Raw genomic sequence first — 23,817 nt, forward strand, 5'->3', positions numbered from 1 at the left:
TTGCGCCAAGGAAACGCGTTTGGGGTATTCAAGCGAATGAAGGAACACCGCAGCGCGCTTGCCTTCCTCTTTGCGGTAGTTCTGATCGACATGATCGGTTTCGGCATTGTCATGCCGGTCCTGCCCTCGCTGATCATGGATCTCGGCAACCTGCCGGTCGACAAGGCGGCGCTCTGGGCCGGCTGGCTCGGTGCGGGCTATGCCGCGATGCAGTTCGTCTTCGCCCCGATCATGGGCAATCTGTCCGACCGCTTCGGGCGACGCCCGGTGCTGCTTGCCTGCCTGCTGGCATTCGGCATCGACTACATCGTCATGGGCCTCGCGCCGAACCTGTGGTGGCTGGTGGCGGGGCGCGTCGTCGCCGGGATCACCGGGGCGAGTTTTTCTGCCGCCTATGCCTATCTCGCCGACATCACTCCCCCCGAGAAGCGTGCGCAAAGCTTCGGGACGATCGGCATGGCCTTCGGCTTCGGCTTCATCCTGGGACCGGCGATTGGCGGTTTCCTCGGCGAATTCGGGACGCGCATCCCCTTTTACGCGGCCGGCGGGCTGGCCTTGCTCAATGTGGTCTTCGGTTATTTCTTCCTCGAAGAGAGCCTGCCAGAGGACAAGCGTCGCCCGTTCCGGCTGGCGCGCGCGAATGCATTTTCTGCACTCAAGGCATTGTCCGGCCAGAGCCCGCGCGTCCTGTGGCTGGTCGCGGCCCTGGCGCTCTGGCAACTCGCGCACCTCGTCTACCCCTCGATCTGGGCCTATTTCGCCATCGCCGCCTATGGCTGGACCGAATGGAAGATCGGCCTTTCGCTGATGATGGTCGGCATCACCAGCGCGCTAGTCCAAGGCGTCGGCATCCGCGTGATCGTGCCCCGGGTGGGCGAACGCGGCGCGGTCGCGCTGGGCGTGGCTTCGGTCTGCCTTGCGGCCTTCATGTATTCCATCGCGTGGGCCGACTGGGTGGTGTTCCTCGCCATTGCGGCGGGAGGGCTCCAGGGGCTCGTCATGCCTTCGATCAATGCACTCAATTCGCGCGCGGTCGATGCGACAAGTCAGGGCGAATTGCAGGGCGCGACGCAGGCTGTCGGCAGCCTTGCAGCGATAGTCGGCCCGCCTTTCTACACGATCCTGTTCGCGCGTTTTACCGGCAGCGATGCGATTCTTGCTTTCCCTGCAATGCCTTTGGTCGCTTCTGCCGGCATTGCCACCCTGGTGCTCGCTCTGTTCCTCTATGCATCGAGAGGATCGCGCGTCGAAATCTGAGTTGCGCGAAACGCAACACATCTACGCGTTTTCTCACTTTTGTTCGCAACTGCGGAATATTATTACAAGCCCATATCCGGCGGCACTGACAATCTCCCAGTCTGCCTCCGGACAAAGAACAGCCGGGCCCGCGACCCCAAGCGCCGCCCCGACTGGCCTTCCTCGGCCCCACGGCCCGCCTTCATGGCCCGCCGTCCGATCGAGGCGATATGGCAGCGAGTAGAGACGCGGCCGCCGACACCTCCTCTCCCCCTCCCCCCTAGTGTCGGCGCCGCGCCTCGAACGCCGCCTCGTCCTCAGTTCGCCTGGTTCGGGCTCTGATAGGAATAGAGCCGCGAGGTGCCGGTGTTGACGATCTTCGGATCGGCCACCAGCCACTGCCCGCCATCGATTCCGACCTTCACTGCGAAGCAATAGGTGTAGACCTTGTTGGGTTGGTTCGCGTTGTTCAGGATAAGCTTGTCCGGGCCCGTCCCGTTCGGAACGCTGAGGTCGCCGCCATTGGGCGAGCCCTTGTCGGTGGAATTCGGCTTGGCATTGCCGGGCAATACCCAGAAGCTTTCGCCCGGCGGATCAGCCACTATCGCCGGGTAAAGGTCCCCGTCGATTTCGACCGCGGTCGAACACCAGTTGTAGGTCACTTCGATGGGCTCGGTAACCTTCGCCTTGGGCAGATTGATGTTGCCGAATTTGTCGACGACGATGGGGCTGAGCGGAGCGACCTGCTGGAAAATGAAGGTGGCCGCGTACCAGCCCTTGCTCGGGTTCCAGCGGAGGTTGTCCGCCATCACATTGACCACGACTTGAAGCGTCATTTTCTTCTCCTCTTTCAGGTACTCGTGTTTCAGCTCCTCGGGATTCTGTCGTCGATCGCCGGATCGGCGCGTCGCTCGCGCAAGGTGGCGCGAAGCTGCGCAGCGAGGTCTGCCTGGCCGAGCCTCTCGGCGGCAACGGCCCTCAAGGCGAGGGCATTGACGTTCAGCCCTTCGCCTTCGCTCTCGACCGCAATGGCGCGCGCATAGGCAGCGGCAGCCCCGGCCGTGTCGCCGCGGCGCGTCTTAGCGAGGGCATCGACCACGTGCGCGGCGATGACCTGCCATTGCAGGGATGGGTCCTTGCGGTCGAGCTTCCTGAGCCAGCCGCCGGCGGTGGCGGACAGTTCCTCGGGCGACCCACCGCTGCGATCGGTCAGCGCGCGCGTCAGTTCGAGCGAAGCCGGGCGTTGCAGGTTCCAGTCCTTGTTGGCCGGATCGCGGCGCCTGAGGTCGGCGATGAGGGCCCCCGCACGGTCGAAGTTGCGCGTGGCGTCCGCAGTCTTCCCTTCGCGCCAGTCGAGCTGGGCGAGGTTCTCGAAGGCAGCATTGGACATCTCCTTCGTCATTGTGTTTTCGGGGTCCTGCTCGAGGAGCACCCTTGCATCGGCGACGGCCGCTTCAAGGAAGGTCCGCGCCTCGCTGCGCCGCTCCATCTGGCCCAGCAGCCAGCCCATCTCGCTGCGCGCAAAAACGCGTGAGCGCATCGCGTCGTAATTGTCCGGCTCGGCCTTCATCACCTCGTTGTAGAGTGCGATTTCCTGCCGCCGCGTGGCAGTCGAAGCGGCAAAGTCCCCGAGGTAGTTCTGCTCGGTCGCGACCCAGCTGAGGCCCTCGCCCAGTTCGATCAGCCGTGCGGCCGGTCGCCCCTCTTGCTTGGCGACCTTGCTGATGATGGCCACGCTGCGCTGGAAGAGCGGCAGGGCCTTGGAGAAGCGTCCGGCATCGCTTTCCAGCGTGCCAAGGTTGGAGTAGGAATATGCCTCCTCCATCTGCCAGTCGAGGTTCTTGCGATCCTTGGCGGCCAGCCGTTTCGAGATGTCGGCATAGCCTTCCATCGCGCGCTTCGCCTCGTCCATCTGGCCGCGTTGCCAGGCGATGTAGCCTACCCAGAACATGCTCTGGCCGTGGTCATACATGCGCTGGGGGTCGTCAGGATTGCGCGCCAGCAGTTCGCTGGTGGTGCGGGCGGCCTCGCGGAAGGCGGGCAGGGCCTTTTCGTTGTCCCCGCGCAAATTGTGGATCTCCGCGACCAGCTGCACCGCGCGGGCACGCCGTCCCAGTTCGTCGGCATTGAGGCTGTCGAGATTCTGCGCCGCGTAATAGTCCATCGCCTTCGCGCCGACGCCATCGAGCAGGTCGAGCCGACCGACGGGCTCCAACTGCTTGCGCAGGTCGGTGAGCATGTACTCGACCAGCCCGTTCGCCTGCGCCCGTTCCTCGCGCGCGGCATCGCGTTGCTTTTGGGCGTAGAGCGCAAGGCCGATGGCGATGACCATGCCGACCAGCGACAGAGCGGAAATGGCGGCCATTCGCCGGTTGCGCTGTCGCGTCTGCCGATCGACCAGATCGTCGAGTTCGACCCCGGCAATGCCGGCTACCAGCTTCTCGACGCCCAGCCGCCTGCCATCACCCTCGGGGCGCAGGTCCGCCGCGATGGGTTCGGTCCGGTCCTCGGTCGGCTGGCCGTCGTTGTAGTGAACCAGCAGCGGCGGCGGGATGTTGTAGGGCGGCTCGCCATCGACCAGCGCCAGGAATACCCGGCTGTCGCCATGCAGGCGCTTGAAGCAGTCGATTTCCTTGGCGATCCAGGGGGAGACGGCGGCGGAGGGAGAGCACAGCACGATCAGCGCTTCGCTGCGCGCTATTGCACCCTCGATAGCCTCGCCGAGATTGTCCGAGGCAGGCAGTTCCTCGCGATCCTTGAAGATCGGGCGCAAGGCGCTGCGCGAATGGTCGACGAGTCCGGGCGGCAGGCGATAGTTTTCGAGCCGCTTATGCAGCCACTCCGCCACCTGCCTGTCCCGATGGCTGTAACTAAGGAATGCCCTGTAACGGCGCTCCCCCACTGCTGCGCCTCCATTGCTGCCAATGTAGCGCGACTCGCCGGGCCTGTTGGCCTCCTCCGGCGATTATTCGCGTTAAGTCAGGCAATTGCAAATGGGGCGCGTCAGGCGGGCAATCCGCGCCGCGCGGCTTCTTCGCGCAATTCGGTCTTGAGCAGCTTGCCGATATGGCTGCGCGGCATTTCCTCGATCGGATGGAGCAGGGCGAGGCGCTGGGTCTTGCCCAGCCGCGCATTGACCGCTGCACGTATTTCCTCGCAATCGCGCGCGCCGGCCCGCAGCGTCACGAAGCCGACCGGGGTTTCGCCCCAGCGCTCGCTCGGGACGCCGATGACCGCTGCTTCGACCACGTCATCCTCCTTCGAAAGTTCATCCTCGAGGTCGACGGGGAAGATGTTGAACCCGCCGGAGATGATCATGTCCTTGGCGCGCCCGACGAGTTCGACGAAACCTTCCTCGTCTACCCGGCCAATGTCGCCCATGCGCTGCCACACGTCGCCAGTTTCCGGATCGGTCCAGTATCCCTCGCGCGTCTTATCGGGCTGGTTCTTGTAGCCCATCATCATGGTCTGGCTGCGCCCGATGAGATTGCCCGGCGTGCCCGGCGGGACCGGCTGGTCTTCGTCATCGAGCACTTTCAACTCGCTGCCCGGTGCGGGGCGACCGACGGTGTGAAGCTTGTCGGTGAACTTGTGCGCTTCGAGCAGGCAGACGACCCCGCCCTCGGTCATCGAATAGATTTCGATCAGCGTACCCGGCATCCGGTCGAGCACTTCGCGCTTGAGGTCCGCGGGAAACGGGGCGGAGGTACAGTACTTCACCTGCAGCGGAGACAGGTCGAACTCGTCGAAGCGAGGTTCCTGCATCAGGCGGCGGTACTGCACGGGGACCAGCATGGTCACCGTGGTCGCGTCGGCCTGCGCGTACTCGAGCCAACGGCCCACATCGAACTTGCGCATCACGCGCACCGTCCCGCCAGCGAGCAGTGGCGGGAGGAAGGCCACCATGGTGGTGTTCGAATAAAGCGGGGTCGAGGCAAGGCTGCGCACCGGAAGCCCGCTCTCGAGCCAGCTCGACGCGGTCGCAGCAAACTGGCGCCAACGCATCTGGTGCGAATGAACGATGCCCTTGGGAATACCCGTCGTGCCGGAGGAGTAGATGATGTTGAACGGGTCGCCCGGTTGCGGCTCGAAAGCCGGCGCTTTGGTTCCAGCGGGTGCCATCCAGCCGTCGAGCTCCTCATCGAGGACGATGCGGGTCAGCTGCGGGAAGCAGTCGTCGCCAAGTTCATTCAGCTTCGCCCGGTCGATAAAGATGTGCCTGGCGCCCGAATCCTTCGCCATGCCGGCCAGCTGTTCGGGACTGGCGCTGGTGGTCAGCGGCGCGGCGACGCCCCCGGCGCGCACGGCGGCGAGGAAGACGAGCGCATAGGGGATCGAGGAATAGCCAAGGATGGCGACCGATTGCCCGCGCTGCAGGCCATCTTCGAGAAGGCGGGCCGCGATGCGCTCCACCCTCTCGCCGAGTTCGGCCCAGGTAAGTTGGCCCTCGTCGTCGCGCATGGCGATCTGGTCGCCAAGTGCGGACGCGTTCAGCGCGATGATTGCGGGGAAGTTGCCGAAGGGCTCGGCAAGCAAGGCGGCGGTCTGTGTCTCTCCCATGAGCAGCAGACTAACTGCGAATCCGGACCTGTCGAGTGGTCAGCTTGCACTGGCCGGCTCATCCTTCTTGTCGGGTGAAAAGGTTAGCCTTCCCAATCGCCATGCCGGATCGCCACCCATCAGCTCCTTTGCCGGGGGGAGTTGGTCCGGCGTTGTCATGCCTTCGACGCTGGCAAAGAGGTATCGGCCCGACTCCCGGATGCGCACTTCGCAATCGGGCCACAAGTCCAGCAACCGCTTCTCGAGCCGCTTCGCCTCGCCCGAAATGTCCTTTCCTTCGAGCTGTCGCGGCGCCCCGTCGAGCAGTTCCGCGCTCGCGATGCGAACGTTGTCGATGCCGTCCTTGAGGATCGACACGGCGATGAACAGCGCCGCCGCGCTGTCCGCCCACCAGTAGCCGAGCCCGATGCCGACGATTCCGAGAATGCCTGCAAGCCCCGTTTGCCAGTCGGCCTTCTGCATCAAGGCGTCGGTATGCAGCACCTTGTCGCGCAGCCGCTGCGCGACTGGCTGTTTCTTGTGGCCCAGGATGACGGGGGGAAAGATCGAATAGACCAGCGCGGCGATCATCAGCCAGCCGAGCCAGATATCTTGCCCAAGGATACTGACGGGTGGGACAGTCGGGTGCTCACCCATCAGCAATGTGCTGGCGCTCTCGTAGAATACGAAGGTTCCTACGAGGGCCAACGCCACCGCCGAGACAAGGAAGGCGAGGCTGTTCACCCGGACGAAGCCGTAGGGATACTTCTCCGTCGGCGCGCGGGGTTCGAACCGCGCGGCGACCAGCCAGGTGATGGCGGGAATCAGGCTGAGAAAATCCTCGATCAGCGCGCTCTGCATCGCCTGGCTCGCGCCCATGGTGAAATACATCACCACGATGACTGTGCCGGTCCAGAAAATAGTCCACCATTCGAGTTTCTTGCCGTGTTCGAAATCGTGCCGGATGGGTTGGGGAATGCCGCTCACTTCGCTGCCTCCTCGACCTTCGTGATCCAGCCGTTCTCGCCGAGGCGGAAGGCGAAGCGCGCGACGCGCATGGATTTCGGCGGCTTGTCGGGCCCTCCTGGCGGCGTCCCGAAATAGACCGCGGTGGCCCAGGGGGAATCATCGGCGAACCTGCCGTAGACGAGGTCGACGCGGTCCTCTTCGAGGCCTTCGAGCAATTCCTCGCCATGGCCCTTGATGCGGACGATCCTTGCGCCCGTATTCTGCGCCAGCCGGTCGAGCGTGCGCTCGGAATCGGGGTCGGGTTCCGCGCCTTCGATCTCGCCAAGCCTGATCGTCCCGCGCTCACGGACCCGGTCGAGCGTTTCACCCGGATCGCGCGGAATATCCGCACAGCCCGAGAGCACGACCGAAGAAATTATGGGCAGCAGCAAACTGTTGAGGCGCATCGGAACATCCTCTTCGACCTGCCGTGCTAACCGCGCGACAGGGCCGGAGGTTCCGGTGGCCTCTCAGTTTGCCAGCTTGGCGACCAGTTCCTGGAGGTAGTCGCGCCCGACCATGACCGAGCGTACTTCCATGCGCTCGTTGAGCCCGTGAACACCGTTGCCGTCGGGATCGCCCCACATTCCCGGGACGCCATAGGTCGGGATGCCGACCGCGCCGAGGAAGGTCGCATCGGTGTAGCCATTGGCCATCTGCATCACCAGCGGCACGCCGGGCCAGTACTTCGCCACCAGCGTCTTCATCGGCCCGATGACCTTGGGGTCGAGAGGCGGGTTGGGGGGCGAGGGGCGCTTGGGTGGAAGGATGGTGAAACTGACCGCAGGGTTGTCGACCACCGCTGCAAGTTCGTCGCGAATGGATTCGATGCTGTGTCCGGGGAAGATGCGGCAGTTGACGTAAGCTCCGGCACGCTGGGCCAACGCGTTCCGCGCATGCCCCGCCTCGAGCATGGTAGCGACGCAGGTCGTGCGCAGGTTCGAATGGAGGAAGGCATCGGTGTTCACGATCGCCTCGGCCGCCTTGTCGGTCGGGTCGTTGGCGAGCGCGACCATGGCCTTGCCCATGTCGTCACCGCGCCCGGCACCCGCATCGCGGAAATAGGCGCGCGTGGTGTCGGTGAACTCCAGCGGGAATTCATGCGCCGACAGCTTCACCAGCGCATGGGCGAGGTCGTAGATCGCATTGTCGGGCCGCGGGACCGAGCTGTGTCCGCCCGGATTGCGCGTTTCGAGGAGGAAGGTAGCGAAGGTCTTCTCGCCCACCTGCACCGCCTGCTCGACGACGTTGCCCTTGCCGTCGGTTGCCCCGCCGCCGCCTTCATTGAGCGCATATTCGGCATCGATGAGATCGCGCTTGTTGGCCGCCAGCCACTCTGCCCCGTTGAAGGCACCATTGGTTTCCTCGCCGCAGGTCAGCGCCATCTTGAGGGTGCGGCGCGGCTTATTGCCCGCCGCGCGATACTTCATCAGCGTATCCGCCCAGATCGCGGCCAGCGCCTTGGTGTCGGAGATACCACGGGCATAGTAGTAACCGTCCTCTTCGACCATGACGAAGGGATCGCGCTCCCAGTCGGCGCGCTTGGCGGCGACGACGTCGATGTGCGCGATGAGGAGGATCGGCTTGTCCTTCTTCGAGGAGCCGGGAAGCACGGCGACGAGGCCTCCTTCCTCGGGGTTCGCCTCGGTCGCGAAGAGGGTCAGTTCGTCATCGGTGAAGCCTGCCGCCTTCATCCGGTCGGCCATGTAGGCCGCGGCGCGGGTGCAGCTGCCGTTGGGAAGCGAGGTGTCGATCTCCACCAGCCCCTTCATCATCTGCGTGAAGGCCTGCTGGTCCGGGCGCAGGTCCTGAGCCTGAGCCGTGCCCGGTGCCGCAAGCGCCAGCGCTGCCACCGATGCGAGGATACGTCCGATCATCTGCCTTCTCCCCAACGGGGCCTCAGCATTCGATCACGTTGACCGCGAGTCCCCCCTGGCTGGTTTCCTTGTATTTGGAGGACATGTCGAGTCCGGTCTGGCGCATGGTCTCGATCACCTGGTCGAGGCTGACGCAGGTTTCGGCCTCGGTCCGGTGGAGGGCGAGGCGGGCGGCGTTGACCGCCTTAACCGCGCCGATGGCGTTGCGCTCGATGCAGGGGACCTGCACCAGCCCGCCGACGGGATCGCAGGTCAGGCCGAGGTTGTGCTCCATGCCGATCTCCGCCGCGCAGGCAACTTGCGCCGGGCTTGCCCCCCACAGGGCCGCAAGCCCGCCAGCCGCCATCGAGCAGGCAACGCCGACTTCGCCCTGGCAGCCCATCTCGGCGCCCGAGATGCTGGCGCGTTGCTTGTAGAGCAGGCCGATGGCTCCGGCAGTGAGGAGGAAGGTGCGGCGCTTGTCGGTGCAGCGTGCGCCCTCATCCTCGCAATAGAAGCGGATGACGGCCGGGATGATGCCTGCAGCGCCATTGGTCGGCGCGGTGACGACGCGACCGCCTGCGGCATTCTCCTCGTTCACCGCCATGGCAAAGCAGTTGAGCCAGTCGAACAATTGCTCGCGCTCGTTCGACTGCGGATTGGCCGAGAGCTTGTCCCACAGGTCGGGCGCGCGGCGGGCGACCTTGAGGCCGCCGGGCAGGGTGCCGCGCTGGTGCAGGCCGCGATCGATGCACTGGTCCATCGCCTCTGCGATACGGTCGATGCCCGCAAGGGTCGCTTCGCGCGGGCGCATGGCATCTTCGTTCGCCAGGACGATGTCGGCGATGGACAGGCCCGTCCCAGCGCAGATCGCCAGGAGTTCTTCCGCCGAGCCGAAATCGTGCGGGACGCTGGTGCCGGTGGCGACCCGGTCGCCTTCCGGCTTGCGCTTCAACTGGGCTTCCGAGGCGACGAAGCCGCCGCCGGTGGAGTAGTAGGTCCGCTTGAGCAACACCTCGCCACCGGCATCGCTGGCAACCAGCTTCATGCCGTTGGGATGCAGTTCGGGAAGGATGTGGCCCGCAAGATCGATGTCTTGGGCAATGTCGAAGCCGATCGGATGCTCGCCGCCCAGCGCCAGGGTCCCGGCATCGCGGATACGGAGCAGGGCGGCAGCGGCATCGTCCGGGCAGGTTTCCTCCGGCACGAAACCGGCAAGGCCCAGCACGCTCGCATCGACAGTGCCGTGCCCGACGCCCGTCAGTGCCAGCGAGCCCTGCAATTCCACGGTGACCCGCGCCACGCGATCCAGTCTGCCGCCACGTGTCAGCGAGCGCACGAACATCCCGCCAATGCGCATGGGCCCGACGGTATGCGAGGATGAGGGGCCGATCCCGATCCGGAAGATGTCGAGCACTGACAGCATGGCCAAGCGCGATGCGCCGCCCGCCCTCATGCGTCAACCGGTTACAAGCGAAACGGTTTGCGCCCGTCTCCTGACTGCGCGATACCTCACGCTGGGGAGAGACGAATGAAATATCGCATCGCCGTGCTCGCTGCGCTGACCCTTTCGCATTCCGCCAACGCGGAAGAGGAGCGTGGCGCGCCGCGCGAGGTCGCCGTCATCCTCGCCCATCCCGACGACGAGCTGGTCATGGCGCCGGCCATCGCCCGTGCCGCGCGCGAGGGCGCGAATGTGACATTCATCTACGCTACCAGCGGCGACCAGGGGCCGGGCGTCTCCGGCATGGAAAAGGGCGCGGCACTGGCCGAAGTGCGCAAGGCCGAGGCGAATTGTTCGGCGGAGGCCCTCGGAGTGCGGACCGTCCTCTTCCTCGATCATGGCGACGGCACCCTTACCGACCGACCGCAGGATTTCGAAAGTCCGGCGCGCAAGCTGGCCAATGATCTCGGCACCATATTGCGCGAACATCCCTATGACGTGATCCTGACCTGGGGCCCCGACGGCGGATACGGCCATGGCGACCATCGCATCGTCAGTGCCATCGTCACGCAGCTGATGCAGGCATCTCCCGCAAGCGGTGCAGAGCTCTTCTATCCCGGCATACCCGCTGGCAGCCTGCCGCCGATCCCGCAAATGCAGGACTGGGCCGTGACAGACCCTTCGCGCCTGCCGGTATCCTATGCCTACAACGCGCAGGACCTGGCCAGCGCCCGGGCCGCCACGCAATGCCATGCAACGCAGTTTTCGGCCGAGGAAAGGGCGCAAATGCCCGACCTGTTCCATGCCACCGTGTGGCAGGGTTCGGTGCATTCTCGTCGGGCATTCGACCGCGGAGGCGCGGAGAGCGTTCCGACTGGCGAATAAGGCCATCCGCCAGTCGTGGAAAACGCCCGGTTGAGGGGCGGGAAAGCTTGGGATTCACGCCTTCGAAGCCTATATACTCGGCATGGACGAGAACACCCAAAATCCCCCTGAAAAACAGCGCCAGAATGGCGAGTATGGCGCAGATTCGATCAAGGTCCTCAAGGGCCTCGACGCGGTTCGCAAGCGGCCCGGCATGTATATCGGCGACACCGATGACGGCAGCGGCCTCCACCACATGGTTTTCGAGGTTTCCGACAACGCGATCGACGAGGCGCTGGCGGGGCATTGCGACCTCGTCCTCATCGAACTGAACCCCGACGGCTCGGTCAGTGTGGAAGACAACGGGCGCGGCATCCCGGTCGACATGCACAAGGAAGAAGGCGTCTCGGCGGCCGAAGTCATCATGACCCAGCTGCACGCCGGCGGTAAGTTCGAGAACACCAGCGACGACAATGCCTACAAGGTGTCGGGCGGCCTCCACGGCGTGGGTGTTTCGGTCGTCAACGCGCTGTCCGAATGGCTCGAACTGACCATCTGGCGTGACGGCAAGGAGCACTGGATGCGCTTCGAGCACGGCGATGCGGTCGAGAGCCTGCGCGTCGTTGGCGATGCGCCCAAGGTCGAGGGCAATTCCGACCCCAACGGCTTCAAGAAGGGCACCCGGGTCACCTTCAAGGCCTCGGAAGAGACCTTCAAGAACGTGATCGAGTTCGACTTCGACAAGCTCGAGCACCGCTATCGCGAACTCGCCTTCCTCAACTCCGGCGTGCGCATCCTGCTGCGCGACAGGCGGCACGAGGAAGTGGCCGAGCACAACCTCTTCTACGAAGGCGGTATCGCGGCCTTCGTGAAGTGGCTCGACCGCAACAAGCAGGCGCTGGTCTCCCACCCCATCGCGGTTTCGGCCGAAAAGGACGGCATCGGCATCGACGTCGCTCTCGAATGGAACGATTCCTACTACGAGAACGTGCTCTGCTTCACGAACAACATCCCGCAGCGTGATGGCGGCACCCATCTCGCCGCCTTCCGCGCCGCGCTGACCCGCACGTTGAACAATTACGCCACCGCGTCGGGGATGATGAAGAAGGAGAAGGTCTCGCTTTCGGGCGAAGACATGCGCGAAGGCCTGACCGCGATCGTTTCGGTCAAGCTGCCCGACCCCAAGTTCTCGTCGCAGACCAAGGACAAGCTGGTTTCCTCGGAAGTCCGCCAACCGCTCGAAAGCCTGATGGGCGAGAAGATGGGCGAATGGCTCGAGGAAAATCCGAACGAGGCCAAGGCGATCATCCAGAAGGTGATCGACGCCGCCGCCGCGCGCGAAGCCGCCCGCCGCGCTCGCGAGATGAGCCGCAAGGGCGCTATGAGCATCGCTTCGCTCCCCGGCAAGCTCGCCGACTGTCAGGAACGCGACGCGACCAAGTGCGAACTCTTCCTGGTCGAGGGTGATTCGGCAGGTGGTTCGGCCAAGCAGGGTCGCGACCGCAAGACGCAGGCGATCCTGCCGCTCAAGGGCAAGATCCTCAACGTCGAGCGCGCGCGCTTCGACCGGATCATTTCGTCGAAGGAAGTCGGCACGCTGATCCAGGCAATGGGCACGGGCCTGCGCGACGAATTCAACCTCGAAAAGCTGCGCTACCACAAGATCGTCATCATGACCGACGCCGACGTCGACGGCGCGCATATCCGCACGCTGCTGCTGACCTTCTTCCACCGCCAGATGCCCGAGATCGTCAAGGCCGGGCACCTCTTCATCGCCCAGCCGCCGCTCTACAAGGTCGCCCGCGGCAAGTCGGAGGTCTATCTCAAGGACCAGGCGGCCTATGACGAGTACCTGATCGGGGCGGGGCTGCAGGGCCGTATCCTCGAAACGCAGGGCGGTGCGCGTAGCGGGACCGAGCTTGAAGGGCTGGTCCGCCACGGCCTGCGCATGCGCAACCTCCTCGGCTTCGCACCGCGCAAGTATGCGCCTTCGCTGATCGAGGCGATGGCGCTGTCAGGCGCGCTCGACCCGGCGGGTGGCGACCGCTCCGCAGCGCTGTCGCGCGCGGCGGCGCACCTCCAGATGGGCGATCCCGAAGCCCGCTGGAGCGCGGAGATCGGCGCCGATGGCCTCGTCCGTTTCTTCCGCGCCTGGCGCGGGGTGACCGACGTGCACGAGATCGAGCCGGGCTTCCTCGACAGTGCCGAGGCGCGCAAGCTGCACAAGCTCGCCGCCGAGTTCGCTGACGTCTATTCCGGCCCCGTCCGCCTGACCCGCGGCGGTCCGGAAGACGCGATCGAGGAAAGCGAGGACGGCGACGAAGCCGAGGTCGAGGCTCCGGTCCAGCTCGACGGGGCCATCACCCTGCCGACGCAGTTGCTCGAGGCAGTTATGGCCGCCGGACGCAAGGGCCAGAAGATCCAGCGCTACAAGGGTCTTGGCGAAATGAACGCCGAGCAGCTTTGGGAGACCACGCTCGATCCCGACAACCGCGCCCTTCTGCAGGTCAAGGTCGAGGATGCCGACGTCACCGACGAGATCTTCACCCGCCTGATGGGCGATGTGGTCGAACCGCGCCGCGAGTTCATCCAGTCGAACGCGCTCAACGTCGCCAATCTCGACGTCTGATACGGCAGGGGCGGGGCATGCAGGACAGGTCACTCGAGCGAGGCGGGTTTCTCCTTTTCCTCGCTTTGGTGACACTGGCCCTTCTGGTCGTGGTGCTGCCATTCGCGCAGCCGATGCTGTGGGCAGTCCTGGCGGCGATCATGTTCCAGCCGCTGTTCCGCTGGTTCCTCGCCCGCAATCCGGCGCGTGAAAACCAGGCGGCTCTGGCGACCCTGCTGGTCATCGCGGTCGCAGTGGTCCTCCCCGCCTTCATCATCGGCAGCGCCGTGGTCGAAGAGGCAGCGGGACTTGTGGTCGCGTTCCAGGAAGGACGGATCAACGTTTCCGACTGGTTCGAACAGGTGCAGGGCCTCCTGCCGGCGAACGTTCGCGCGTCGATGGATGCTTCCGGATGGGGTGACCTTGCGGCGCTGCAGGCGCGTGCCCAGGAATTCGTGCAGGCCAGTCTCGGCCTCATCGCGGCACAGGCGCTGGCGATCGGCGGCAGCGTCTTCGGTTACGTCCTCGCCTTCGGCATCGCGCTCTACGTCAGCTATTTCATGCTACGCGATGGGCGCCGTATTGCGGAGGCGGTCCTCGGCGCCCTGCCGTTCGAGCGGGCAATCGCGGACCGGCTGGCAGAACGCTTCCTCGGAATAGTGCGCGCGACCATCAAGGGTTCGGTCGTCGTCGGGCTGGTGCAGGGCGCACTGGGTGCGATTACCTTCTCGATCGTCGGCATCCCTTCCATTTTCCTGCTCGGGGTCATCATGGCGATCGCATCGCTTCTTCCGGCGGTGGGACCGGCGATCGTCTGGGTGCCCGCGGCGATCTACCTCCTCGCCACTGGAGCAATCTGGCAGGGCGTCGTGGTCATCGTTTCGGGCGTCGCGGTCATTGGCATGGCCGACAATGTCCTTCGCCCCATGCTGGTCGGGCGCGATACCGGAATCCCCGACTGGCTCATTCTCGTTACCACACTGGGCGGGATTGCGCTGCTGGGCCTGTCGGGGATTGTCGTGGGCCCGCTTGTCGCAGGCCTGTTCCTCGCTTCCTGGGGGATCCTGCGCGAACAGCGCGAAGGATCCCCGGTCGAGGGCATGGAAGGAGCCTAACCGTAGGCCCCGAAGCCGCATTCCTCCCAGCGCGCGAGAGTGCGGTTGTAGCTGAATTCGACCCAGTCGAACGCCCTGTCGAGGACCCGGGTTGCAAGCATGGCCATGTTGGCGCTTGCGCCTTTGGTAAAGGTCACGCTGCCGGTATCGTACTGCTTCACGATGCGCAGCACCTGCCCGTCGGCATAGCCGTAGGCTGCACCTCCGCGCGGATTACCGGGCAGCGTCATTGGCAGATCGACCTCGCTGGCGACTGACACGGCCATGGCGGGACCTGCCGGCTTGAGCACGCCTGCCGCCGAGAGCGTCGCCACCTTGTAGAAGCCATGCGCGGTATAGGCCGTGGTCGCATTGCCGCCGTCGAACCGGACAAAGGGGAAGGACAGCGGATCGTCCATGCCATTGGGTGACCGGGCATTGCCGAACTCGCCTTCAGCCTGGATGCGGCAGGATCGATCGAGGTAACCGGTCCACAGTATGCCCAGCCATTCGCGCCCCGCTTCCTGCGCCAGGGCAGAACGGAAGTGGCGCACCTCGGCGCGGATGCTCTTGGGCGGCTGGCGATAGATCCCGGCCGGTGCTCCCTCGACCGGATCGGTCAGCGAAGCGGGGCCATAAAGGGCGAAGGCGTGGATGCCGGACCCGCGGTCGAGCCATGCATCGATCTCAAGGTCCACGTCGCGCAGCGCCTGGCCATGGGTCGTGCTGAGCGCGACGGTGGTGTCGACCGTCCGGATCCGGCCTGAAACCCAGCTATTGACCCAGACCAGGCCGCAATCCTCGAACCGGCAATCCTGCAGCTGGGTAGAAGGGACAGGAGCGAGCTCGTCGCGGGTCGGGTACTTGTAGCTATAGAGACGCCCGTTCGTCGAACCGCCTCCGATCCAGACATATTCGCAATCCCGCCAAAGGCAATTGCGGAAGTGCCCGCGGCGCTTGCCCGTGTCTTCCTGTGCGATCTTGCAGTCGCCAAACTCGCAGTCCTCTGCCGTCACAACCGGGTCGCATCCGAGATTGAGGCCGTTGCCGTTGCCCGTCAGCATGCGGCAACGGGTCAGCGTGAGCTGCTCGATCGCGTCGTCGGCACCCACGGCGTAGAAGATTTCCCCGCGCCATCCGATGAAATCCGTGTCCCGGCAGATCACTTCGCCGACATACACGTCCTGTAGCCAGAAACCCTTGTCGGTGATGTCCCACCCGTCGCCAGTGACGGGATCGGCCGGGTAGGTGTAGGTCCCGGTGCGGCTGCGGTTGCCATTGAACACTAGCCTGTCGAGCTCGAGCCGGGCGATCCGGCGTGCGGCAGGTTCAGGTCGTATAGAATCGCCTTGGATGTAGAGACCACCGCCGCGCCAGACGGCGGGCGTAGCGTCGGTCGAGGACTTCGCCACAACCTGCCAATCCGTGTCGGGATCGCCACCACCATGCGCACGGAAGTCGAGCACGGTCCGTGTGGCGGCGCAGCCGCGCAGGGAGAGCGATTTGCGGACGACGAGCGGGTGCCCATCTTCTGCGCGGGTCGCGAGTGCAGGCGAACTTCGCAAGGGGCATTCGACCCGGTAGCGAGCCGCCTCGAAGCGGACTTCGCGAGCTTCGATGGATTCTGCGTAATCGATCGCTGCCTGTATGGCATCGCGATCGTCGACAGCCCCGCCGCCTGTTGCTCCGCCTTGCTCGACCGACAAGGCGCCGGCATCCGGCAGCAGCCTGAAATGACGGCTGTTGGCAGTGGTGAAGGCGAAACGCGGATGAGCAGCCACCAGAGCCGCGTCCGCAAGCGCATCGGCGACATAGCGCGCTGCACCCTTGCCAGCCTCGGTGTATCCGCCACTCTCCAAAGTGAGCACGTCGAATGCCGGGCTACGGTTAGCCAGTTCGGCGTAGAGTGCCGGTTGGAGCTGTGCGGTGCGGCTGGCAAGTCCCAGCGCGGATAGGCCGAGCGCGCTCATTGCGACACCCGATAGATAATGGTTCCGCTTCTCGGCGCGAGTTCGAGGTAGAGGGCGGCGGAACTATCGCTTTCCGCCCAGACTGGCTCGCATGCATTGCCAGTGTATGCGGCCCATGAGACCCCGCCGATGGTAAGTGGGTGGAGGGTGGTTCCGCCATCGGTGGATCGCATGACCCTGATCAAGCCCTGCCAATCGCCCGAGAGAGTCAGATAGACGGGAGCCAATGCGGCCGGGACGAAGGGCCCGACGACTGTCGAAATTCCTGTCGAGCCTTCAAGCGGGGAGGGTGCAGCGGGAGCGAGAGATACGGTCGGTAGGGGCGCGGCATTCGAAACGAGGGCGATCTTGCCCGCCCCGTCTTCCTGTCCGATTGCCATGACGGGTGCGAAGCCACCGGGGGCTTCGATTGGGACGCGGTGTGGTGACATTGGTTGGCTCCCGAATCAAAAGGAGCCAAATCGGTTAATCACGCTCGAGCATGTAGGAAAACGGAATTTCCCCCAAAAGGGTTCAGGCGGCGCGCAGGCCCTTGGTGCCCTTTGCCCCGCGGTCGGTCGCGCTGAGCCCGTCGAACAGAGCGTCGATGAGGTAGGCCAGCTTGTCCTCGGTCAGCCGCTCGCCAATCATCGCGATGAGGTAGGGCTGGATATAGGACACGATCGACTGGTTGATCAGCGACAGAACCATGTTGATCTCCAGGCCCTCGAAATGCCCTTCAGCCTGTGCTTCGACGATCAACTCGCAAAGGTAGTGGTCGGCGAGGTCGATATAGCCCTGCGCATATTCGAAATAGCGCTCGCCCATCTCGACATAGAGCATGAAGCTGGCGGGGTCGGTCCTGTAGTTCTCGCGCAGCAACTGGAAGCGGCGGACGAAGAATTCGTACATCTTGCGGCGTGGCGGCAGGTCGGTTGCCATGACCTCGTCCATCACGGCGAGTTTGGGCGCGAACCATTCGCCGGTCACGGCCTCCAGCAGGTCCCGTTCTTCGGGAAACACGCTTTCCACCCGCGTGCGGGTAACGCCCAGTTCGGCGGCGAGCTTGGCGCGCGTCACTTCCTCGCCTCGGCGCTCCATGAGCGCCATGGCTTCGCGCGCAAATCGCTGGCGCAGTTCGTCGAGATCCTCATCGCTCAAGGCAGAACACTCCCGTCTCGGCCTGCTGACCCATTTAGGGTTTCGGCGGGGAGGTTAAAGCCCCTTGATTACGCTTTTTCTTACAACTTGCGCGGCGGGCGCGGGAAGAAGTCCGAAGTCCGGCGCTTGTATTCCTCGTAACCGGGGCGTGATTTCTTCATTCCACCTTCCAGAAGCGGGGCCCCCGACCACCTTGTCAGCGTGAAGGTCAGGAAGAGCGGGCCGATGAAGGTCGCGGCGGCAACCCACCATCCGGCGGAAGCACTGGCAATCCATATGCCCCACCAGGCGAGGGCATCCCCGAAGTAATTGGGGTGGCGGGTGTAGCGCCACAGGCCGCGGTCCATGACCTGGCCCTTGTTCGCCGGATCGGCCTTGAATCGGGCCAGCTGCCAGTCGCCGACCCACTCGAAGAAGATGCCGATGGCCCAGACGGCGAGTCCCACGAGCGCGAGCCCGCTGACCGGTTCCGCGGATCCCGCTTCGAGAATGCCGTATTGCGCCGGGCTCGACACCATGAAGAGCAGTATGGCCTGACCGAGAAATATCCGGGTCAGGGCTGCCACGGCAAAATTCCCCTTTTCGCGGTCCTTGCGCAGCATTCTCTCGTAGCGCTTGTCCTCGCCTTCATGGCGCCAACGGAAGAAGAGGTAGATACACAGCCGCGCTCCCCAGGCGACAGCCATCGCCATCAGCAAAGTGGCCAGTGGACCCGGCTCGGCGAGCTGCATCCAGCTGGCAAAAGCCATCAGCGCCATCCCGCCACCCCAGAAGCTGTCGATGAATGACACGTCGTCGATCTGGACTGCAACCACCCACAAGATGAGAGTCACGCCGAGCAGGATGGCCGCGTTCGCAATGAGTGCTTCCAGAATCATGCCTCGTTCCCCCGTTCGGCAATCAGCTTGTTCTCGATAATGGCGAAACGATCGCAGTCGGGTCGTTTCGCGCGATAGAAGGCGATGATCCTCGCCAAGTCGGCCGGGTAGTCGCCCGTCGGCATGATCGGATCGCCCAGGCCGCCGCGCATGGTCTGGTTGTTCACCCATGCCGGCACGATCGGTACGCCCGCGGCCATGGCGATGTGGTAGAAGCCGCTCTTCCAGTCGCCCTTGAAGGTGCGTGAACCTTCGGGCGCGATGACGAGGGCAAGATCTTTCGCGCGGGCAAAGGCGTCCGCCACCTGCTCGACGTAGTTGGCGCGCTTCGACCGGTCGACCGGGATGCCACCCATGTCGAGCATGAAATTGGTCGCGGGCCATTTGAACAGGCTCATCTTGCCCATGAAGCTGGGGCGGATGCCGAGCTCGTTGGTCGCGCCGAGGAAGAAGATGAAATCCCAGTTCGAAGTGTGCGGTGCGCCGAGGATGATGAACTTGTCGCAATCCGGCCTGCCGCCCTCCAGCTTCCAGCCCTTCCAGCGATAGAGCGCGACGAGCAACCGGCGCACGATGCGGCTCAGCAGCGAAGGCTTGCGGTTTGGATCGGTCGGCATTCTCTCTTCCCCTGCCCGGATGCCTAGCACCAAAAAAACAAATGGCGAGCCCGCCGGGGCCCGCCTTCTGTAGAAATCGATCGGGGGAAGCGTCGATTACGCGTCCTCGACGACCTTCGCATCGAGATGTTCGGCGGCAACGTCGTCGACGAGGCGGTCGAAGAGGTTCTCGAAATGCGTCATCGCCAGGCGCAGGTCCTCGGTCGAAGCCTCGCCGGCTTCGGCGCGTTCGCTCAGCTCATGACCGGCGAGGTAGTGCTTGGCGACATCGCCGTGCTCGACGGTGAGGTCGGCATGACGGTGTTCGAAATCGGTGACGGGATAGCCGCGCGTCTTCATCACCTCGGTGATGAGATCGTCCGACTTGTCGACCGCAGCCGTCGGATCGTTGACGAACAGCGCCTTGGCGTCATGCCACTGACCGGCAAAGCGATCATGTTCGGCAGGGGTCAGCGGGCGGATGTTGAATTCGGCGACGCGCTTTTCGCGCGCCTCGAGGTCGGCTTCTGCCTTGCGGGCATTGCCATGCGTTTCGACTACGCGGTCGTATTCCTCGCCGAACTGGTTGCGCAGGTGATCGGTGCGCCGCCGCTGCATCAGAAGCCAGCCGGCGATGAGACCGGCAAGCACGACAAGTGCGACGACCAAAATTGTAGTGGTTTGGCCTTCCATGGGAGTTCTCCTGAACCCCGTCCAAGCCCCTCGTATGAAAACGATACGTGCGGGACCGCCGCGCGTTCCAAGGGTTACATGCGGAATACGCCGAATTGCGGCCGTTCGGCGATGGGTGCCTCCAGCGCGGCGGAGAAAGCGAGGCCCAGCACGTCGCGCGTCTGCACCGGGTCGATGACGCCGTCGTCCCACAGGCGAGCGGTGGCGTAGTAGGGATTGCCCTCGTCCTCGTACTTCTGGCGGATCGGGGCCTTGAACTCCTCGGCCTGTTCGGGGGTCCAGCTGTCGGCGTCGCGGTGGACTGTGGCAAGCACCGATGCGGCCTGTTCGCCGCCCATCACCGAAATGCGCGCATTGGGCCAAGTGAACAGGAAACGCGGGGAATAGGCGCGCCCGCACATGCCGTAATTGCCCGCGCCGAAGCTGCCGCCGATGACCACGGTGACCTTGGGCACCGTCGCCGTCGCGACCGCGGTGACGAGCTTCGCGCCGTGCTTGGCGATGCCCTCGGCCTCGTATTTCCCGCCGACCATGAAGCCGGAGATGTTCTGCAGGAACAGCAGCGGAATGCGCCGCTGGCAGGCCAGCTCGATGAAATGCGCGCCCTTCTGCGCGCTTTCGGAAAACAGCACCCCGTTGTTGGCGAGGATCGCGACCGGCATGCCCCAGATGTGCGCGAAGCCGCAGACGAGCGTGCTGCCGTAGAGCGGTTTGAACTCATGGAACTCGCTGCCGTCGACGATCCGGGCGATCACCTCGTGGACGTCATAGGGCGCGCGGACATCGTCGGGGATCAGCGCGTAGAGATCGTCGGCATCGAATTTCGGCGGGCGCGGATCTTTCAGCGCCACGTCCTTCGCCGCGGCATGGTTTGCGCCGAGATGGCTGACGATGTCGCGCACGATGGTCAGCGCGTGCTCGTCGTTCTCGGCGAGGTGGTCGACCACGCCGGACTTGCGCGCGTGCAGGTCGCCGCCACCCAGGTCCTCGGCGCTGATTTCCTCGCCCGTCGCCGCCTTCACAAGCGGCGGGCCGGCGAGGAAGATCGTCCCCTGCTCGCGCACGATGACCGTCTCGTCCGACATTGCGGGCACATAGGCGCCGCCCGCAGTGCAGCTGCCCATGACGCAGGCGATCTGCGGGATGCCCAGCGCGCTCATGTTCGCCTGGTTGAAGAAGATGCGCCCGAAATGCTCGCGGTCGGGGAAGACCTCGGCCTGGTAGGGCAGGTTCGCCCCGCCGCTGTCGACGAGATAGACACACGGCAGGCGGTTCTCCTGCGCGATCTCCTGCGCGCGGAGATGCTTCTTGACCGTCATCGGGTAATAGCTGCCGCCCTTCACGGTCGGATCGTTGGCGACGATCATCACCTGCCGGCCGGAGACGCGCCCGATGCCGCAGATCATCGAGGCGCCCGACACGTCGCCCTCGTACATACCGTTCGCCGCGAGCTGGCCGATCTCGAGGAAGGGCGAGCCCGGATCGAGCAATCGCTCCACCCGCTCGCGCGGCAGCAGCTTGCCGCGGCTGACGTGCCGTTCGCGGTGCTTCTCCGGCCCGCCCAGCGCCGCCTCGGCAACCTTGGCGCGGAGCTCATCGGCGAGCCCCTTGTTATGCGCAAACCGCGCCTTGGCCTCGGCACTCTCGCGGTCAAGTTTGGTGGTGAGTGTGGGGGCGGTCATGCCAACTCCTTGGGCGGCAGATAACTTGGATCGTGGTCGAATGGTAAAGGTCGGCCCGTGCGCATTGCGTCGAGCACGCTGGCAAAATCGGTGCGGCAGCGAAAACCCAGCAGACGCTCGGCCTTGGACGGATCATAGACCCGATCGATGACCTCCGGCAGCTTCCAGCCGCGCGCCGCATACAGTTCATCGGCATCGGGAAAGTGGCGAGCGATCACGGCACGCGCGTCGCGCACCATTTCACCCGCTTCCCCGCGGGTGAAGGGTATGGGGGCGGAGAGGACAAAGGTTTCGCATCCCAAGCCAGCGATCCCGCTCAGCGCAACAACATGGGCCCTTGCCGCGTCGCTTGCGCTCAATCGACGGTTGAGAAATTCGTTGGCCTTCAGGTTCTCGCCCGACAGGGCATGGTGCGTATCGTCATCCTCGGGGAAGAAGCGCCCCGTGCGAAGGATCGCTACATCCAGTCCGCGCTCGGCAGCGAAAAGCCGGCACAGGCCTTCCGCCGCAGCCTTGGTCACGCCGTAGATATTGCGCGGCGGGCCGTCGTAGAAGCGCTCGTCCATCCAGAAAGCTTCCGCCTGCGCGCCGTCGCGGACGCGCTGCGAGACCATGTGCGAAGTGGTTGAGGTGAACACGAACCTATCATGCCCAGCCGCTACTGCCGCTTCGAGTAGGTTGAGCGTGCCGGTGACATTGGTGTCGATAAAGACTTGCTTTGGATAGCGGACAATATCGGGCTTGTGCAGCGCGCCGGAGTGGATGATGGCTTCGATCCCGTCAGCAACGACGCTCTCCACCAGCGCAGCGTCAGCCACCGAGCCAACGATTTGCGTGTGGGCGCCCGGCGCTACATCCAGGCCGACCACCTCATGACCAGCCGCACGGAGTTGCGGTGCAAGGTAGCGGCCCAACCAACCAGAAGAGCCGGTCAGGAGAAGCTTCATCCCGCCGCCCCGATCAACTCTCGCCCGATTAGCATGCGCCTGATCTCGTTGGTACCCGCGCCGATGTCGAGCAGCTTGGCATCGCGAAGGTAGCGTTCGACGGGCCAGTCCTTGGTGTAGCCTGCGCCGCCCAGTGCCTGGACCGCCTCGCCCGCGACGCGGAAGGCGTTTTCGCTGCTGAGCAGGATCGCGCCCGCGGCGTCAAAGCGGGTGGTCTGTCCCGCGTCGCAGCTCTTCGCGACGGCATAGGTGTAGGCGCGCGCCGATTGGAGGGCGACATACATGTCGGCGACCTTGGCCTGCATCAGCTGGAAGGCGCCGATGGGCTTGCCGAACTGCTTGCGTTCGCGAAGGTAAGGGATGACCGTGTCGAGGCAGGCCTGCATGATGCCGAGCTGCAATCCGGCAAGCACCACGCGCTCGTAATCCAATCCGCTCATCAGCACGCCGACGCCGCCGTTCAAAGGCCCCATCACGCGGTCCTCGGGCACGAAGCAGTCGTCGAACACCAGCTCGGCCGTCGGGCTGCCGCGCATCCCCATCTTGTCGATCTTCTGCCCGATCGAGAAACCGGGGTCGTCCTTCTCGATCAGGAAGGCAGTAATGCCGCGCGAGCCCGCATGGCCATCGGTCTTGGCGTAGACGACAAGTGTGTCCGCGTAGGGGGCATTGGTGATCCAGAACTTGGTGCCGTTGAGAACATAGCCGCTCTGGACCGCCTCTGCCTTGAGCTTCATCGAGACCACGTCCGAACCGGCACTTGCCTCGCTCATGGCCAGCGAGCCGACGTGTTCGCCGCTGATCAGCTTGGGCAGGTACTTCGCCTTCTGCTCGTCATTGCCCCAGCGCCGGATCTGGTTGACGCAGAGGTTGGAGTGCGCGCCGTAGGAAAGGCCGATGCTGGCCGATGCGCGGCTGACTTCCTCGACCGCGATGACGTGTTCGAGGTATCCGAGGCCGAGGCCACCCCATTCATCCTCCACGGTCATGCCATGCAGGCCGAGCTCGCCCATGGCGGTCCATAGCTCTTCGCGCGGAAACCAGTCCTCGCGGTCGGCGCGTTCGGCAAGGGGGGCGATCTGTTCGTCGGCGAAGCGGCCGACGGTTTCGCGAATCATGTTCGCGGCATCGCCCAGCTGGAAGTCGAAATCGGGGGTCGCGCGCATGGTCTCTCCTCGGCGTGCTCGCGTAATATCGTTGCGCGCGCCGATAGCCGAGCGCGTCGCGCGGGGCAAATCGTAAGACTGTGAGACAGGAAGGAA

Annotated in this window: 20 protein-coding genes; 4 read left to right on the forward strand and 16 right to left on the reverse strand. The window is 64.6% G+C overall.

The window, feature by feature from the left end:
• Positions 1-36: 36 nt before the first annotated feature.
• Positions 37-1,257, forward strand: a complete 1,221-nt coding sequence (locus tag IRL76_RS14195; RefSeq protein ID WP_200981962.1) for a TCR/Tet family MFS transporter — start codon at positions 37-39, stop codon at positions 1,255-1,257.
• A gap of 296 nt (positions 1,258-1,553) precedes the next feature.
• Here the strand turns inward: IRL76_RS14195 and IRL76_RS14200 are convergent, their stop codons facing one another.
• The 7 genes from IRL76_RS14200 to IRL76_RS14230 form a co-directional block, all read right to left on the reverse strand.
• Positions 1,554-2,072 carry a hypothetical protein gene (locus IRL76_RS14200; protein ID WP_200981963.1) on the reverse strand — a complete coding sequence of 173 codons (519 nt, stop codon included), beginning with the start codon at positions 2,070-2,072 and terminating at the stop codon, positions 1,554-1,556.
• A 29-nt stretch (positions 2,073-2,101) separates the two neighbouring features.
• The gene (locus IRL76_RS14205; RefSeq protein WP_281388120.1) at positions 2,102-4,138 is read right to left on the reverse strand and encodes a TIR domain-containing protein; all 2,037 of its coding nucleotides are present in this window, start codon (positions 4,136-4,138) and stop codon (positions 2,102-2,104) included.
• Between the two features lie 101 nt (positions 4,139-4,239).
• The gene (locus tag IRL76_RS14210; RefSeq protein ID WP_200981965.1) at positions 4,240-5,796 is read right to left on the reverse strand and encodes a class I adenylate-forming enzyme family protein; all 1,557 of its coding nucleotides are present in this window, start codon (positions 5,794-5,796) and stop codon (positions 4,240-4,242) included.
• A 39-nt stretch (positions 5,797-5,835) separates the two neighbouring features.
• The gene (locus IRL76_RS14215; protein ID WP_246449843.1) at positions 5,836-6,762 is read right to left on the reverse strand and encodes a cation diffusion facilitator family transporter; all 927 of its coding nucleotides are present in this window, start codon (positions 6,760-6,762) and stop codon (positions 5,836-5,838) included.
• On the reverse strand, positions 6,759-7,190 hold the full coding sequence (locus tag IRL76_RS14220) for a hypothetical protein (RefSeq protein ID WP_200981966.1): 432 nt from the start codon (positions 7,188-7,190) through the stop codon (positions 6,759-6,761). Before IRL76_RS14220 ends, IRL76_RS14215 begins: the two co-directional genes overlap by 4 nt.
• A 63-nt stretch (positions 7,191-7,253) precedes the next feature.
• On the reverse strand, positions 7,254-8,660 hold the full coding sequence (locus IRL76_RS14225; protein ID WP_200981967.1) for a M20/M25/M40 family metallo-hydrolase: 1,407 nt from the start codon (positions 8,658-8,660) through the stop codon (positions 7,254-7,256).
• A 22-nt stretch (positions 8,661-8,682) separates the two neighbouring features.
• Positions 8,683-10,065 carry an L-serine ammonia-lyase gene (locus IRL76_RS14230; RefSeq protein ID WP_200981968.1) on the reverse strand — a complete coding sequence of 461 codons (1,383 nt, stop codon included), beginning with the start codon at positions 10,063-10,065 and terminating at the stop codon, positions 8,683-8,685.
• Positions 10,066-10,170: 105 nt separating this feature from the next.
• On the opposite strand from IRL76_RS14230, the gene IRL76_RS14235 reads away from it, so the two are divergent.
• From IRL76_RS14235 to IRL76_RS14245, 3 genes are all read left to right on the forward strand, one after another.
• Positions 10,171-10,968, forward strand: a complete 798-nt coding sequence (locus IRL76_RS14235) for a PIG-L family deacetylase (protein ID WP_200981969.1) — start codon at positions 10,171-10,173, stop codon at positions 10,966-10,968.
• Between the two features lie 82 nt (positions 10,969-11,050).
• A complete protein-coding gene (gene gyrB, locus IRL76_RS14240; RefSeq protein WP_200981970.1) occupies positions 11,051-13,576 on the forward strand; it encodes a DNA topoisomerase (ATP-hydrolyzing) subunit B in 2,526 nt (841 codons plus the stop codon).
• 68 nt (positions 13,577-13,644) lie between these two features.
• Positions 13,645-14,670 carry an AI-2E family transporter gene (locus tag IRL76_RS14245; RefSeq protein ID WP_343072292.1) on the forward strand — a complete coding sequence of 342 codons (1,026 nt, stop codon included), beginning with the start codon at positions 13,645-13,647 and terminating at the stop codon, positions 14,668-14,670.
• Here the strand turns inward: IRL76_RS14245 and IRL76_RS14250 are convergent.
• From IRL76_RS14250 to IRL76_RS14290, 9 genes are all read right to left on the reverse strand, one after another.
• Positions 14,667-16,619 (reverse strand): hypothetical protein, encoded by a 1,953-nt coding sequence (locus IRL76_RS14250; RefSeq protein ID WP_200981972.1) that lies wholly within the window; start codon positions 16,617-16,619, stop codon positions 14,667-14,669. The two genes, IRL76_RS14245 and IRL76_RS14250, sit on opposite strands and share 4 nt — an antisense overlap.
• A complete protein-coding gene (locus IRL76_RS14255) occupies positions 16,616-17,050 on the reverse strand; it encodes a hypothetical protein (RefSeq protein WP_200981973.1) in 435 nt (144 codons plus the stop codon). The genes IRL76_RS14250 and IRL76_RS14255 overlap by 4 nt, the downstream gene beginning before the upstream one ends.
• 82 nt (positions 17,051-17,132) lie before the next feature.
• Positions 17,133-17,759, reverse strand: a complete 627-nt coding sequence (locus IRL76_RS14260; RefSeq protein ID WP_246449846.1) for a hypothetical protein — start codon at positions 17,757-17,759, stop codon at positions 17,133-17,135.
• Positions 17,760-17,839: 80 nt separating this feature from the next.
• Positions 17,840-18,637 (reverse strand): DUF1295 domain-containing protein, encoded by a 798-nt coding sequence (locus IRL76_RS14265; RefSeq protein WP_200981974.1) that lies wholly within the window; start codon positions 18,635-18,637, stop codon positions 17,840-17,842.
• Complete coding sequence (locus tag IRL76_RS14270; protein WP_200981975.1) at positions 18,634-19,254, reverse strand: lysophospholipid acyltransferase family protein; 621 nt, start codon at positions 19,252-19,254, stop codon at positions 18,634-18,636. The genes IRL76_RS14265 and IRL76_RS14270 overlap by 4 nt, the downstream gene beginning before the upstream one ends.
• 96 nt (positions 19,255-19,350) lie before the next feature.
• A complete protein-coding gene (locus IRL76_RS14275) occupies positions 19,351-19,926 on the reverse strand; it encodes a hypothetical protein (RefSeq protein ID WP_200981976.1) in 576 nt (191 codons plus the stop codon).
• A 74-nt stretch (positions 19,927-20,000) separates the two neighbouring features.
• Positions 20,001-21,608: a carboxyl transferase domain-containing protein gene (locus IRL76_RS14280; RefSeq protein WP_200981977.1), complete on the reverse strand. Its 1,608-nt coding sequence runs from the start codon at positions 21,606-21,608 to the stop codon at positions 20,001-20,003.
• A complete protein-coding gene (locus IRL76_RS14285) occupies positions 21,605-22,555 on the reverse strand; it encodes an NAD-dependent epimerase/dehydratase family protein (RefSeq protein WP_200981978.1) in 951 nt (316 codons plus the stop codon). Before IRL76_RS14285 ends, IRL76_RS14280 begins: the two co-directional genes overlap by 4 nt.
• Positions 22,552-23,721, reverse strand: a complete 1,170-nt coding sequence (locus tag IRL76_RS14290; RefSeq protein ID WP_200981979.1) for an isovaleryl-CoA dehydrogenase — start codon at positions 23,719-23,721, stop codon at positions 22,552-22,554. Before IRL76_RS14290 ends, IRL76_RS14285 begins: the two co-directional genes overlap by 4 nt.
• Between the last annotated feature and the right edge of the window lie 96 nt (positions 23,722-23,817).

Origin of the sequence: Qipengyuania soli, assembly GCF_015529805.1 — a bacterium.
In the GTDB taxonomy this organism is placed as follows: Bacteria; Pseudomonadota; Alphaproteobacteria; order Sphingomonadales; family Sphingomonadaceae; genus Qipengyuania; species Qipengyuania soli.

Coding starts and splice junctions, on each gene's coding strand:
- IRL76_RS14280 (WP_200981977.1), bottom strand. CDS start 21,608: ATGACCGCCCCCACACTCACCACCAAACTTGACCGCGAGAGTGCCGAG.
- IRL76_RS14275 (WP_200981976.1), bottom strand. CDS start 19,926: ATGGAAGGCCAAACCACTACAATTTTGGTCGTCGCACTTGTCGTGCTT.
- IRL76_RS14270 (WP_200981975.1), bottom strand. CDS start 19,254: ATGCCGACCGATCCAAACCGCAAGCCTTCGCTGCTGAGCCGCATCGTG.
- IRL76_RS14235 (WP_200981969.1), top strand. CDS start 10,171: ATGAAATATCGCATCGCCGTGCTCGCTGCGCTGACCCTTTCGCATTCC.
- IRL76_RS14290 (WP_200981979.1), bottom strand. CDS start 23,721: ATGCGCGCGACCCCCGATTTCGACTTCCAGCTGGGCGATGCCGCGAAC.
- IRL76_RS14200 (WP_200981963.1), bottom strand. CDS start 2,072: ATGACGCTTCAAGTCGTGGTCAATGTGATGGCGGACAACCTCCGCTGG.
- IRL76_RS14225 (WP_200981967.1), bottom strand. CDS start 8,660: ATGATCGGACGTATCCTCGCATCGGTGGCAGCGCTGGCGCTTGCGGCA.
- IRL76_RS14195 (WP_200981962.1), top strand. CDS start 37: ATGAAGGAACACCGCAGCGCGCTTGCCTTCCTCTTTGCGGTAGTTCTG.
- IRL76_RS14285 (WP_200981978.1), bottom strand. CDS start 22,555: ATGAAGCTTCTCCTGACCGGCTCTTCTGGTTGGTTGGGCCGCTACCTT.
- IRL76_RS14230 (WP_200981968.1), bottom strand. CDS start 10,065: ATGCTGTCAGTGCTCGACATCTTCCGGATCGGGATCGGCCCCTCATCC.
- IRL76_RS14210 (WP_200981965.1), bottom strand. CDS start 5,796: ATGGGAGAGACACAGACCGCCGCCTTGCTTGCCGAGCCCTTCGGCAAC.
- IRL76_RS14250 (WP_200981972.1), bottom strand. CDS start 16,619: ATGAGCGCGCTCGGCCTATCCGCGCTGGGACTTGCCAGCCGCACCGCA.
- IRL76_RS14255 (WP_200981973.1), bottom strand. CDS start 17,050: ATGTCACCACACCGCGTCCCAATCGAAGCCCCCGGTGGCTTCGCACCC.
- IRL76_RS14265 (WP_200981974.1), bottom strand. CDS start 18,637: ATGATTCTGGAAGCACTCATTGCGAACGCGGCCATCCTGCTCGGCGTG.
- gyrB (WP_200981970.1), top strand. CDS start 11,051: ATGGACGAGAACACCCAAAATCCCCCTGAAAAACAGCGCCAGAATGGC.
- IRL76_RS14220 (WP_200981966.1), bottom strand. CDS start 7,190: ATGCGCCTCAACAGTTTGCTGCTGCCCATAATTTCTTCGGTCGTGCTC.